11 protein-coding genes are annotated in these 13,295 nt (G+C 70.5%); 10 read left to right on the plus strand and 1 reads right to left on the minus strand.

From position 1 onward, the window contains the following. The first annotated feature begins 98 nt into the window (after positions 1-98). The 8 genes from ACQBAS_RS05900 to ACQBAS_RS05935 are packed head-to-tail and all read left to right on the plus strand — an operon-like array spanning position 99 to position 8,728. Positions 99-1,172 (plus strand): isocitrate/isopropylmalate dehydrogenase family protein, encoded by a 1,074-nt coding sequence (locus tag ACQBAS_RS05900; protein WP_427385422.1) that lies wholly within the window; start codon positions 99-101, stop codon positions 1,170-1,172. 23 nt (positions 1,173-1,195) lie between these two features. Then, positions 1,196-2,701, plus strand: a complete 1,506-nt coding sequence (locus ACQBAS_RS05905) for an ABC transporter substrate-binding protein (RefSeq protein ID WP_427385423.1) — start codon at positions 1,196-1,198, stop codon at positions 2,699-2,701. Positions 2,702-2,725: 24 nt separating this feature from the next. Beyond that, positions 2,726-3,676 (plus strand): ABC transporter permease, encoded by a 951-nt coding sequence (locus tag ACQBAS_RS05910; protein WP_427385424.1) that lies wholly within the window; start codon positions 2,726-2,728, stop codon positions 3,674-3,676. Then, positions 3,673-4,548 carry an ABC transporter permease gene (locus ACQBAS_RS05915; RefSeq protein ID WP_427385425.1) on the plus strand — a complete coding sequence of 292 codons (876 nt, stop codon included), beginning with the start codon at positions 3,673-3,675 and terminating at the stop codon, positions 4,546-4,548. The genes ACQBAS_RS05910 and ACQBAS_RS05915 overlap by 4 nt, the downstream gene beginning before the upstream one ends. After that, positions 4,545-5,576 (plus strand): ABC transporter ATP-binding protein, encoded by a 1,032-nt coding sequence (locus ACQBAS_RS05920; protein WP_427385426.1) that lies wholly within the window; start codon positions 4,545-4,547, stop codon positions 5,574-5,576. Before ACQBAS_RS05915 ends, ACQBAS_RS05920 begins: the two co-directional genes overlap by 4 nt. After that, a complete protein-coding gene (locus ACQBAS_RS05925; RefSeq protein ID WP_427385427.1) occupies positions 5,569-6,444 on the plus strand; it encodes an ATP-binding cassette domain-containing protein in 876 nt (291 codons plus the stop codon). The genes ACQBAS_RS05920 and ACQBAS_RS05925 overlap by 8 nt, the downstream gene beginning before the upstream one ends. Beyond that, positions 6,444-7,922 carry an aldehyde dehydrogenase family protein gene (locus ACQBAS_RS05930; protein ID WP_427385428.1) on the plus strand — a complete coding sequence of 493 codons (1,479 nt, stop codon included), beginning with the start codon at positions 6,444-6,446 and terminating at the stop codon, positions 7,920-7,922. Before ACQBAS_RS05925 ends, ACQBAS_RS05930 begins: the two co-directional genes overlap by 1 nt. A gap of 8 nt (positions 7,923-7,930) precedes the next feature. Then, on the plus strand, positions 7,931-8,728 hold the full coding sequence (locus ACQBAS_RS05935) for an SDR family NAD(P)-dependent oxidoreductase (protein WP_427385429.1): 798 nt from the start codon (positions 7,931-7,933) through the stop codon (positions 8,726-8,728). Here ACQBAS_RS05935 and ACQBAS_RS05940 read toward each other — a convergent pair whose 3' ends face one another. Then, the gene (locus ACQBAS_RS05940) at positions 8,729-10,078 is read right to left on the minus strand and encodes a PLP-dependent aminotransferase family protein (protein ID WP_427385430.1); all 1,350 of its coding nucleotides are present in this window, start codon (positions 10,076-10,078) and stop codon (positions 8,729-8,731) included. It abuts the gene before it with no gap. A 59-nt stretch (positions 10,079-10,137) separates the two neighbouring features. On the opposite strand from ACQBAS_RS05940, the gene ACQBAS_RS05945 reads away from it, so the two are divergent. Together ACQBAS_RS05945 and ACQBAS_RS05950 are read left to right on the plus strand one after the other, a co-directional pair. After that, a complete protein-coding gene (locus ACQBAS_RS05945; RefSeq protein WP_427385431.1) occupies positions 10,138-11,628 on the plus strand; it encodes a CoA-acylating methylmalonate-semialdehyde dehydrogenase in 1,491 nt (496 codons plus the stop codon). Between the two features lie 58 nt (positions 11,629-11,686). Continuing rightward, positions 11,687-13,057, plus strand: coding sequence for an aspartate aminotransferase family protein (locus tag ACQBAS_RS05950; RefSeq protein ID WP_427385432.1), 1,371 nt, complete (start codon positions 11,687-11,689; stop codon positions 13,055-13,057). Positions 13,058-13,295 lie beyond the last annotated feature (238 nt).

A 13,295-nucleotide genomic window follows, 5' to 3' on the forward strand; every position in this document is an offset into this window, starting at 1 on the left:
CCGCCTGATCCCAGTCCTTGACATCCGACGGCACACCCAAGAAGGTAGCGCTTATTGCGACGTAGGTCACTGGTCAGACCACTGGGATGGAGGCGCACATGTCACAGAGCGAGGCAGCGGTGCGGCTTGCCGTCATCCCCGGTGATGGTGTGGGACCCGAGGTGGTCGCGGCCACGATCCCGGTGCTCGAGGCGGCACTGGCGGTGGACGGCATCGTGGTGGAGTTGACCGAGTTGGACTGGGGCGGCGAGCGCTACCTGCGCGAGGGCGCTGCCATGCCCACGGACGCCGCCGACATCGTCGGCCAGCACGACGCCGTGCTCTTCGGCGCGGTCGGGCGCACCGACGTGCCCGACGACGAGCTGGTCTGGGGGCTCATCATCGGGCTGCGTCAGCAGCTCGACCTGGCCGTCAACATCCGCCCCGTGCGCGCATTCCCGGGCGTCCCGACGAAGGTGCGTGACTCCGATGGCGTCGACCTCGTCATCGTGCGGGAGAACACCGAGGGGGAGTACGTCGGGGCTGGCGGCCTCGCCCACGCGGGCACCGGTCACGACCTCGGGATCGAGGTCGCCGTGCACTCCCGACGGGTGATCGAGCGCGCGGCCCACCACGCCTTCGCCCTCGCGGGTCGACGCAGCGGTCGACTGGCCCTCGTGACGAAGTCCAATGCCATGCGGCACGGCTACCCGTTGTGGGATCGCGTGGTCCGCGAGGTGTCGGAGCACTACCCCGACGTGACGATGGAGGTCGTGCTCGTCGACGCCATGGCGGCCCGGATGATCCAGGCCCCGCACTCTCTCGACGTGCTACTCGCCAGCAATCTCTTCGGCGACATCCTTGCCGATCTCGCCGCCGTGCTGGCGGGCGGGATGGGCATGGCGCCGAGCGCCAACGTCCGCACGGACCCCGGGTCCGTCGGCATCTACGAGCCAGTCCATGGCTCGGCGCCGGACATCGCAGGCAAGGGGATCGCCAACCCCGTCGCCTGCATGCTCTCCGGCGCGCTCCTCCTGGAGGATCTGGGGCACGTCGGCGCAGCCGCGCGTGTCCGTGATGCGGTCGCCGCAGCACTCGTGGATCCTTCACACCACACCGCCGACCTCGGCGGCCACGCCACAACGGCGGAGCTGAGCTCCGCTGTCCTTCGGAAGATGGAGATGCACCGGTGAGTCGACAGATCAGGAACTCGGCAGTGGCGGCGATCGCGGTCGCACCGTTGCTGCTGGCAGCGTGTTCGGCGGGCTCGACCTCGAGCCCCTCCAAGTCCACCGGGGGTGAGACCACCAAGACCACCAACGAGAAGTTGACCGTCGGGCTGGTCGCCGAGCCGGCCAACCTCGACTTCACGACCACCGACGGGGCGGCCATTCCCCAGGCGTTGCTCTACAACGTCTACGAGGGCCTCGTCCAGGTCAACCAGGACGGCGAGATCGAGCCGGGACTCGCGACGTCCTGGGAGGTCTCGGAGGACGGCAAGACCTACACCTTCACGCTCGAGGATGGCGCGACCTTCAGCAACGGCGAGGCGTTCACGGCCGAGGACGCCGTCTTCTCCATCGAGCGCGTCAAGAAGGACTGGACCGTCTCGCTCAAGGGCGCGATGGACGTCGTGACGTCCGTCGAGGCCGTGTCGCCGACGGAACTGAAGGTGACCCTGTCCAAGCCGAGCAACGACTGGCTCTACCGGATGACCACCCGCATCGGCGCGATGTTCGACAAGTCGGGCGTCGCCGACCTCGCCAACGACCCCGTCGGCACCGGCCCCTACGACGTCGAGAAGTGGACCCGCGGGGACTCGATCACGCTGACCCGCAACGAGAAGTACTGGGGCGAGAAGCCCTACTTCCAGTCGGTGACCATGAAGTACTTCAAGGACGCGACGGCCCTCAACAACGCCCTGCTCAGCGGGACGATCGACGTCATCGGCACGGTTCAGTCGCCCGAGTCCCTGGCGCAGTTCGAGGGCAACGACACGTACCAGGTCATCGAGGGCACGACCAACGGTGAGGTCGTCCTCTCCTTCAACAACGAGTCCGGGCCCCTGAAGGACAAGAAGGTCCGGCAGGCCGTCCGCCACGCGATCGACCACAAGGCGCTCCTCGACACCTGCTGGGCCGGACGCGGTGAGCTCATCGGCAGCATGACCCCGCCCACCGACCCGTGGTTCCAGGACTTCACCGGTGACTACCCCTACGACGTGACCAAGGCGAAGGCGCTGCTGAAGGAGTCCGGTCAGGCGAACCCGACGCTGCGGCTGCGGATCCCGACGCTGCCCTACGCCGTGTCCTGCGGCACCGTGGTGAAGAGCCAGCTCGAGCAGGCCGGCTTCACGGTCAAGCTCGACCAGCTCGAGTTCCCCGCGGCCTGGCTGCAGACGGTCTTCACCGACGCCGACTACGACATGTCGATCGTGGCCCACGTCGAGCCCCGGGACATGGGTGCCGTCTTCGGCGACCCGAAGTACTACACCCGCTACGGCAAGAAGGAGTTCCGCGACCTGCTGGCCGCGGCCGACTCCGGCACCGAGGAGGAGCAGGTGGCCACGATGAAGGAGGCCGCGGCCATGCTGTCCGAGGACGCGGCTGCCGACTGGCTGTTCCTCCTGCCCAACCTCATCGTCGCGGACTCCGACATCACGGGCCTCCCCGAGAACGCCATCACGGAGTCCTTCGACGTCACCGACCTGAGCCGGTCCTGACCGGGGAACGGGTGCTCTGACCCGATGCTGTTGCAGCTGCTCAAGAGGGCGGGGATTCTCCTCGGCAGCCTCGTCGTGAGCTCGATCATCGTGTTCGGGTTCATGGCGGTGCTGCCGGGAGACCCCGCCCGGGTCGCCCTTGGCGTCAACGCCTCCGAGGAGGCCGTCGAGCAGATGCGGACGAGTTTCGGCCTCGATCGGCCGCTGTTCGTGCAGTACCTCGACTGGGTCAGGGGACTGGTCACCTTCGACCCGGGGATCTCCTACGTCTCCCGCGCACCCATCGGTCCCCAGATCGCCGACCGTCTGCAGGTGAGCCTGTGGCTGGTGGCGACGTCGATGATCATCGCGCTCGTGCTCGCCGTGCCCGCAGGTGTCGTCATGGCCGTGAAGCACCGCAGACTGTCGGGTCTGTTGCTCTCCGCCGCCTCGCAGGTGGGCGTGGCGATCCCCGCCTTCCTCGCCGGCATCCTGTTGATCACGGTCTTCGCCGTCGGGCTCGGCTGGCTGCCCGCCAACGGCTGGACACCCCCGGCGGAGGATCCCGTCGCCTTCCTCAAGCAGCTCATCCTGCCGACCCTGGCGCTGGGGATCGTGCAGGCCGCGGTGCTGACCCGGTACGTCCGCAGCGCCGTGCTCGACGTCCTGCGGGAGGACTACCTGCGGACGGCCAGGGCGAAGGGGCTGACCGCCGGTCAGGCCCTGCGCCGGCACGGCCTGCGCAACGCCGCCGTGCCCGTGGTGACCGTCCTCGCGCTCCAGCTGTCCACGCTGCTGATCGGCGCGGTCGTGGTCGAGCGCGTCTTCGTCATCCCCGGGTTGGGAAGTCTGCTGCTCGACAGCGTCGCCAACCGGGACCTGATCATGATCCAGGACGTCGTGATGATCCTCGTCGTCGCGGTGCTCCTCGTGAACTTCCTGGTCGATCTGCTCTACCTCGTGATCGACCCCCGACTGAGGAGCGCACGCGCATGAGCACGCCCGAGGCCGACCTTCCCCTTGCCACCCCGGCGCCCGCACGCCGTGGCCGGCGGCGACTCAACGGCGCACTCGTCGTCGGCGGACTGCTCGTGTCGGTCGTCGTCGCCATGGCGCTGCTGTCCTTCGTCTGGACGCCGCACGACCCGACGCTCGTCAACCCGACCGCCCGGCTGCAGAAGCCGTCCGCCGAATACTGGTTCGGCACCGACAAGTTCGGCCGCGACGTCTTCAGCCAGATCCTGGTGGGGTCGCGCACCACCCTCTTCGTCGGGTTCGTCGCCGTGGGTGTCGCGGCCCTGATCGGCGTCCCCTTCGGGATCGTCGCCGGCATGGCGCCGCGCTGGTTCGGCGAGCTCAGCATGCGCGGCAACGACCTGCTTCTCGCCTTCCCGGCGCTGCTGCTCGCGATCATGTTCTCGGCCATCTACGGCGGCAGCACCTTCGTCGCCATGGTCGCCATCGGCATCGCGACCATCCCGGTCTTCGCCCGGCTGATCCGCAGCGGCACGCTCCAGGTGATGAACACCGAGTACATCCTCGCCGCCCGAGCCGCCGGCATGAGCCCCTTCAAGATCGGGCTGCGGCACGTGCTGCCCAACGTCAGCAGCCTCGTCATCGTGCAGTCATCCGTCGGCTTCGCCATCGCCGTGCTCGCCGAGGCCGCCCTCTCCTTCCTCGGCTTCGGCACGCCGCCGCCGACCCCCTCGTGGGGACGCATGCTCCAGGAGAGCCAGGAGATGCTCTGGAGCGCACCGCGCCTGGCCATCTTCCCCGGCATGGCGATCGCCCTCGCGGTGCTCGGATTCAATCTGCTCGGTGACGGACTGCGAGATCGGTTCGACCCGAGGATGGAGGATCGACGATGACCGCGCCGACGACCGGGGCCACCGCCGCGACGAGCCCACCCGAGGCCGAGGAGGTCCTGACCGTGCGCGGCCTGTCCGTGGCGGTCAACGACGTCGACCTCGTTCAGGACGTCGACCTGACCATTCGACGCGGCGAGCGCGTGGGGCTGATCGGCGAGTCCGGCTCCGGCAAGTCGCTGACCGCGCTGAGCATCATGGGCCTGCTGCCCGAGGACATCACCGCGACCGGCTCGGTGCGCCTCGCGGGGGTCGAGCACGACCTCATCGGCGCCGACGAGTCGCGGATGTCGCGCGTGCGCGGCAAGGACATCGCCATGGTGTTCCAGGAGCCGATGACGGCCCTCAACCCGACGATGAAGGTGGGGCGTCAGGTCGCCGAACCGCTCCTGATCCACCGGACCCGGCTCGACCGGGCCTCCGCCCACGCGGCGGCGGTGGACCTCCTCGATCAGGTCGGGATCCCCGATCCCGCGGCGGCCGCCCAGGCCTATCCGCACCAGTTCTCGGGCGGTCAGCGTCAGCGGATCGTGCTGGCCATCGCGCTGGCCAACGATCCCGCGTTGCTCGTCTGCGACGAGCCGACGACGGCCCTCGACGTCACCGTCCAGGCGAAGGTGCTCGACCTGATCGTCCGCGGGGTCGAGGAACGCGACGCCGCCATGCTCTTCATCACCCACGACCTCGCCGTCGTGGCCACCGCGTGTGAGCGCGTGCTGGTCATGTACGGCGGCCGGGTGGTGGAGGCGGGACCCGTGCAGGACGTCTTCACGCGCCCGCGGCATCGCTACACCCAGGGCCTCATCGGTGCGTCCAACCTGGCACTCGTCGACGAGAACGGCCGCCTGTCCACGATCGCCGGGTCCGTGCCGGGTGGAGGCCAGTTCCCCGCGGGCTGTGTCTTCCGCACCCGTTGCCCGCAGGCGACGCAGGAGTGCGCCGAGCGCCCGCCGTGGACGTCAACCGGTCCGGATGCCGGATACGCCTGCTTCCATCCGACGTCCCCCGAGGAGGTGATCTCCCATGGCTGAGCCCGTGCTGCACGTGCCGTCACTGAGCGCCGAGCCCAACCCGGATGCGGCGATCAGTGTCCGCGGCCTGACCCGGGAGTACCGCCGGCCCCGGACGTCCCTGCGTCATGCGAGCGCACCCGTGCGGGCGTTGCGCGGGGTGAACTTCGACGTCGCCCAGGGGCAGCGGTTCGGCATCGTGGGGGAGTCCGGCTGCGGCAAGTCGACCCTGCTGCGGATCATCTCCGGGCTCGACCGAGCCACGAGCGGGACGGTGATGGTCGAGGGCACGGACATCACGGGCCTGCCCGACCGGCGACTGGGCTTCCTGCGGGAGCGCCTGCAACTCGTCTTCCAGGACCCGATGGGGTCCCTCGACCCACGCATGCGCGTCGGCCAGCTCATCGCCGAACCCCTCGTCGCGCAGGGGCACGGCAGGAGCACGGCCCGGGTCGCGGAGCTGCTCGAGGCGGTCGGACTGCAGCCCGATGCGGCCCGGCGCTACCCCCACCAGTTCTCGGGTGGCCAACGGCAACGGATCTCGATTGCCCGCGCCCTGGCTCCTGAGCCGCACATCCTCGTCGCCGACGAGCCGGTCAGTGCGCTGGACGTGTCCGTGCGGGCCCAGGTGCTGAACCTCATCGCCGACCTCGTCGAGGAACTCGAGCTCACCCTGGTCTTCGTCTCGCACGACCTCTCCGTCGTCCGGCACCTCTGCGACACGATCGCCGTCATGCACGAGGGAGTGATCGTCGAGATGGGGCTCACCGAGTCCATCTACGAGAACCCGCAGCACCCGTACACCCGCACGCTCCTCGCAGCCGTGCCGACCTTGCGGAAGGCCCTGACCGGCGCCTCTGCCGCCGACCTCGCGGAAGGGGTGCAGTGATGAGCCGCGCCGATGGTCCGAGCCTCCTCGCGGAGCTCCCGGACGGGCTGCCGATCGGCGACGGGTGGGTACCTGCCGCCGGCGCCGACGAGGTCCACTTCCCCTACGACGGGTCGCTCGTGGGCCGGGCACCGGTCGGTGACGCGGCCGCGGCGACCCGCGCCGTCGACGCGGCCCTCGCGGTGCGCGACGAGGTGGGTCGGCTCCCTTCACACGTGCGGCGGGCCGCACTCATGGGTGCCCACCAGGCCATCGCCTCGCGTCGGGAGGACGTCGAGCACCTCCTCGTCCTCGAGACCGGCAAGCCGCTGGTCGACTGCCGTGTCGAGGTTGACCGCACGCTGCTCACCCTGCAGACCGCGGCGGAGGAGGTCGCGCGCCTGCACGGGGAGACCGTGCCGCTCGACCTGCTGCCGAGCGGCGACGGGCTGCTGGGGTTCTGGGTGCGCAAGCCCATCGGTGTCGTCGTCGGCATCGCCGGGTTCAACTACCCGTTGCTCCTCGCCGCCCACAAACTCGCGCCGTCGCTGGCCGCCGGCTGTCCGGTGATCGCCAAGCCGGCCCCGCAGACACCGCTGGCCACCCTGTGGCTCGCGCACGTGCTGCGGGAGGCGCTCGCCGAGGCCGGCGGACCGCGCGCCGCGGTGCAACTCGTCACCGGTGGCCCGGACGTCGGCGTCGCCCTCACGACCGACCGTCGCATCGGGGCCGTCTCGTTCACCGGGTCGGCGGAGGTTGGGCACCGGATCGCCCGCGACGCGGCTCCGACGAAGGTGCTGCTCGAGTTGGGATCCAATGCCGCGTTGTTGGTGGCGCAGGACGCCGATGTCGAGGCCGCGGCCGATGCCGTCGTGCGCGGCGGCTACTACGCATCCGGTCAGGCCTGCATCAGCGTGCAGCGCGTGATCGTCGTCGACGCCGTGCGCGAGGAGCTCCTCGAGGCCTTGTCCGGGCGGCTGGATCAGATCGTCGTCGGCGACCCCCGGGACGCATCGACCCGCGTCTCCGCGCTCATCGACGAGCGCTCCCGCGTCCGGGTGCAGACCTGGCTGGACGATGCCGTCACGGCCGGTGCCACGGTCATCTCCGGGGGCAGCACCGCCGACGGCATCGTTGCGCCCACGGTTTTGCTCGATGTGCCCGACGGACAGGCCGTCTGGGACGAGGAGGTCTTCGGACCCGTGGTCGCCGTGCGGTCCGTCCCGGACCTCGACGCGGCCATCGCGGTCGCCAACGCCTCCCGGTACGGCCTGCACGCGAGCGTCTACACGGCGTCCTTGTCCACGGCCTTCGCGGCCATCGACCGACTCGAGGTCGGCGGTGTCGTCGTCAACGACGTGCCCGGCTTCCGGTCCGACGTCATGCCCTACGGAGGAGTCAAGGACTCCGGCGCGGGCCGTGAGGGGCCGCGGTTCGCGATGGAGGAGCTGACCGTGACACGGATGGCCGTGATCCGACCGACGACCACGAAGGACTGACGAGAGCCATGACCTCGAGCACCGGGACCCAGCGTCTCGACGCCTACGCCGACCTCTTCCGACTCGACGGCAAGCGAGCCGTCGTCGTGGGTGCTGGCAGCGGCATCGGCAGGGAGAGCGCGCTCGCGCTGGCCGCACACGGCGCGCAGGTGGTGTGCGTGGACCGCGACCTCGCGGCCGCACAGGAGACCGCCTCCGCCGGAGACGCCCTCAGCGCGCGTCAGCTCGACGTCCTCGACAGCGATGCCGTGCTCGAGGCAGCCCGCGACCTCGATCCCGTCGACGTCCTCGTCTTCACGGCGGCCACGAACGTGCGCAAGCGGCTCCTCGACTATTCGGGCGAGGAGTTCGACCGGGTCGTCTCGCTCAACCTGCGAGCCTCCTTCGACCTGATCCGGGCCTTCGGGCCGGGGATGGCCGCGCGCGGCCGCGGGAGCATCATCGGCTTCAGCTCGATCCGCGCCGTGGCCGTCGAGCCGGGCCAGGGCGTGTACGCCGCGACGAAGGCGGGCATGGTCCAGCTGCTCCGGACGGCCGCGGCCGAGCTCGGCCCGTCCGGTGTGCGACTCAACGCCATCGCCCCCGGCATCGTCGACACCCCGCTCACTGCACAGATCCGTGCCGTGCCGGAGTGGTCGGCCGCCTACTCGGACAAGAGTGCGCTCGGTCGGTGGTCTCGCCCGGACGAACTCGTGGGCGCGGTCGTCTACCTCGCCTCGGACGCCTCGTCGTTCGTGACCGGCAGTCAACTCTTCGTCGACGGCGGCTGGACCGCGATCGACGGGCGATACACCCCGCCCACCTGATCAGCGGGCGCGCGCGCCCCACGCGGTGGTGTGAGCCGCTCGCGCGATCTCGTCGGCGAGCTCGGCGTGGCCCTCCGCGACGAGGCCGACGGTGACACGGATGTGGTCCCCCGTCGTCGGCAGCACGGCGTAGGGCGCCCCCGCGCTGACCCCGATGCCCTGACTCGCCAGCCGCACGATGGCCGCTGCCTCGTCCAGCACGGGGACCCAGATGTTCATCCCCTCGGCGCCGCCGACGACGACCTCCCGTGCGGCGAGTTCGTCCACGACGGCCTGCCGACGGCGCAGGTACTCGGTGCGGGCGTCCGTCACCTGGGCCACGGCGCGCTCGTCGGTGAGCAGTGCGACGAGGATTCGTTGGAGCAGCCGGCTGCTCCAGCCCTGGCCGAGGTGGCGACGGGCGTCGACGGCCCGGAGCAGGTCGTCGGGGCCGCTGAGGGCGGCGAGGCGAAGGTCGGGCCCGTGCGACTTGGAGTAGCTGCGGATGTGGATGGTCCGGTCGGGCAACCACGTGCCCAGGCTGAGGGCAGGGCTGGGGGAGAGGCCGTGCACGGAGTCGTCCTCGATCACGAGGGTTCGGGTGTCCGCGAGCAGATCGGCCAGGGCGCGGGCGCGCTCGGGGGACATCGTCACCCCGGTGGGATTCTGCGCGCGGGGCTGGAGGAAGACGGCCACCACGGGGGCTCGGAGGGCGTCCGCGAGCCCCTCGGGATCGAGGCCCTCCTCGTCGACGGGCACGCCGACGACCTCGACGGACAATGCCTCGAGTAGGTCCAGCAGCGGTGGGAAGCACGGGTGCTCGACGACGACCCGGTCGCCGAACCGGAGCAGGGCGCGGGTGACGAGGTCGAGGGCGTCCATGGCGCCGTCGACGACGGAGTGTCGCTCGGGCGCGTAGGGCCAGTCGGCCCGCAGCAGTGCCGCGAGCTCCGGGAGGACCGGGTCCTCGAGATAGCTGCTGGGCGAGCCAGCGCGATCGAGTGAGGAGATCACGCCGGTCAGCGTCGGCAGGAGCGACTCGTCGGGCACCCCGGTCGAGAGGTCACGAGCGAGTGCAGCAGGCTTCTCCAGCGCCTGGCGGTAGCGCCGCCCGTCCGGCGAGCGACTGTCCAGGACGGTGGTGCCGCGGCGCCCGTCGGTCGCGACGATGCCGGAGCGGGCGAGCAGACCCCATGCCGCGGACACCGTCGTGGGGGAGAGCGCGAGTTCCGTCGCGACGGTCCGGATCGGCGGGAGCTTCGTCCCGGGGGCCAACGCACCCTCGGCGACGGCCCGACTCACCGCCGTGGCCAACGCACGGGACGTGGGTTCCTCGAGTCGTTCCTCGAGCATCGAGAGCAGCTGGCGCATGTTTGTAACATAACAGTCGGCCCTTTGTGTCGCCCTCCTTTCGACCTAAGGTGAGTCCCATGACGAACCGCATCTCGCACTGGATCGATGGGCAGCTCACGTCGGGGACCTCCGGCCGGACCTCACCCGTGTTCAACCCCGCAACCGGGGTCCAGAGCGCCGAGGTGGAGTTGGCCGGCGCCGACGACCTGACCAAGGCCGTCGAGAGCGCGAAGGCCGCGGCGACGGAGTGGCGACGCGCCTCGCTGTCGACCCGCTCGGCGGTCCTCTTCGCCTTCCGCGAGCTCGTGCACCAGCGGTCCGCCGACCTCGCCGCGATCATCACCGCCGAGCACGGCAAGGTGCTCTCCGACGCGGCCGGCGAGGTGGCCCGAGGGCTCGAGAACGTCGAGTTCGCCACGGGCGTCCCCAGCCTGATGAAGGGCGGCTTCTCCGAGCAGGTCTCGACCGGCGTCGACGTCTACTCCATCCGCCAGCCACTCGGTGTCGTCGCCGGGATCACGCCGTTCAACTTCCCGGCGATGGTGCCGCTCTGGATGTGCGCCAACGCGATCGCGACGGGCAACGCCTTCATCCTCAAGCCGAGCGAGAAGGACCCGTCGACCTCGCTGCTCCTGGCCGAGCTGTGGAAGGAAGCGGGTCTGCCCGACGGCGTCTTCACCGTGCTCCAGGGCGACCGGGAGGCCGTCGACGGCCTGCTCGCGCACCCGGACATTGCGGCCATCAGTTTCGTCGGCTCGACCCCGATCGCGCGCCACATCTACGAGACGGGCACGGCCAACGGCAAGCGCGTCCAGGCGCTCGGCGGAGCCAAGAACCACATGGTGGTGCTGCCGGACGCGGACCTCGACCTCGCGGCCGACTCGGCCGTCTCCGCGGCCTACGGCGCCGCCGGCGAGCGCTGCATGGCGATCTCGGTCGTCGTGGCGGTCGGGGGCATCGGCGACGACCTCGTGCAGGCCATCGCCGCCCGCCTGCCGAAGCTCACGATCGGCGACGGCAGCGCGCCGGGCACGGACATGGGTCCCCTCATCACCGCCGAGCACCGGGACAAGGTGGCCGGGTACATCGCGGCCGGGGCCAGCAGCGGCGCGACCGTCGTGGTCGACGGCCGGCAGGCCGACGTCCCGGCCGAGGGCTTCTTCCTCGGCACGACCCTCCTCGACGCCGTGACGCCCGAGATGACCGTCTACACCGATGAGATCTTCGGGCCCGTCCTCTCGGTCGTCCGGGTCGACACCTACGACGAGGCCGTGGCGCTGATCAACGCGAACGAGTTCGCCAACGGAACGGCGATCTTCACCCGCGACGGCGGCGCCGCGCGGCAGTTCCAGTTCGACGTCGAGGTGGGCATGGTCGGCATCAACGTGCCGATCCCGGTCCCCGTCGCCCACTACTCGTTCGGTGGGTGGAAGAACTCCCTCTTCGGCGACACGCACATGTACGGGCCGGAGGGCGTCAACTTCTACACCCGGGGCAAGGTCGTGACCTCCCGCTGGCCCGACCCGGCCACCTCCGAGGTCGACCTCGGCTTCCCGCGCACCCGCTGACAAACACGCGTCGACCCCGCACCAGCTGACCCGGCACCACCGACAGGAGTAGATGGCCATGACCACCGAGAGCGTCCTCGCCGCCGCGTCGACCGGGGAGCAGGTCCGCCGCGACGACCGCGCACACGTCTTCCACTCGTGGTCCGCGCAGGCGCAGATCGACCCGCTGCCGATCGCCGATGCCCGTGGCTCCCATTTCTGGGACTACGAGGGCAAGCGCTATCTCGACTTCTCGTCGCAGTTGGTGAACGTCAACATCGGCTACCAGCACCCGCGGCTGGTGGCGGCGATCCAGGAGTACGCCGGGCGGCAGTGCACCATCGCGCCCTCCTTCGCCAACGACATGCGCTCCGAGGCCGCACGGTTGCTCGCGGAGCTGGCGCCGGGGGACCTGAACAAGGTGTTCTTCACCAACGGCGGTGCCGACGCCAACGAGCACGCGGTCCGTCTGGCCCGCCTGCACACCGGCCGCCACAAGGTGCTGGCCGCCTACCGCAGCTACCACGGCGCCACCTCCGGGGCGATCACCCTCACCGGTGACCCGCGGCGCTGGGCGTCGGAGACGGGCACCGCCGGCGTCGTGCACTTCTGGGGTCCGTACCTGTACCGGTCCGCCTTCCACGCGCAGACCGAGGAGGAGGAGTGCGCCCGCGCGCTGCAGCACCTGCGCGACACGCTCATGGTCGAGGGGCCCGAGACGGTGGCGGCGATCGTGCTCGAGACCGTCGTCGGGACGAACGGCATCCTGGTCCCGCCGGCCGGCTACCTCGCCGGGGTCCGGGAACTGTGCGACGAGCACGGGGTCCTGCTCATCGCGGACGAGGTGATGGCGGGCTTCGGTCGCTGCGGCGAGTGGTTCGCGATCAACCACTGGGGAGTCGTCCCGGACCTGATCACCTTCGCGAAGGGGGTCAACTCCGGCTACATCCCGCTCGGTGGTGTGCTCATCTCCGACCGGGTCGCCGCGACCTTCGACGACCGTCCCTACCCTGGCGGCCTCACCTACTCCGGCCACCCGCTGGCGTGCGCCTCCGCGGTCGCCTCGATCACCATCATGCGCGAGGAGGGGATCATCGAGCACGCCCGCAGCCTGGGCACCGAGGTGATCGCCCCGGGGCTGGCCCGACTCGCCGAGAAGCACCCGAGCGTGGGGGAGGTGCGCGGGCTGGGCGTCTTCTGGGCCCTTGAGCTGGTGCGCGATCGGGAGACGCGCGAACCGCTGGTGCCCTTCAACGCCGGTGGTGCGGCCGCCGCGCCGATGAACGAGTTCGCCGCCGCGTGCAAGGAGCGCGGGCTCTGGCCGTTCATCCACTTCAACCGCACCCACGTCGTGCCGCCGTGCACCACCTCGGCCGAGGAGATCGCCGAGGGACTCGAGATCCTCGACGAGGCGCTGACCGTCGCTGATCGGCACTACGTCTGGCACTGACGCCGCGGGCACGTCGGGATTGGGCCTCCGGCGCGGTAGAGTTCGGGGAGATCACAGGACTGCAGTGTCCGCGGTCGGCTGCACGGTGTGCGTCGATCGCACTGGGAATCCGACTTCCGGCCTGATCGACCGGAGTCCGTGACCGCGCCGGATCGGCGCGCTCGAAGACGCCTCACCGGGCTCGCTCGGCATGAGGACGCCTGCCGCCACGCGGTCACATCCTGTCGCCCGCTCCCCG

Origin of the sequence: Janibacter zhaoxuefangae (assembly GCF_050271985.1) — a bacterium.
In the GTDB taxonomy this organism is placed as follows: Bacteria; Actinomycetota; Actinomycetes; order Actinomycetales; family Dermatophilaceae.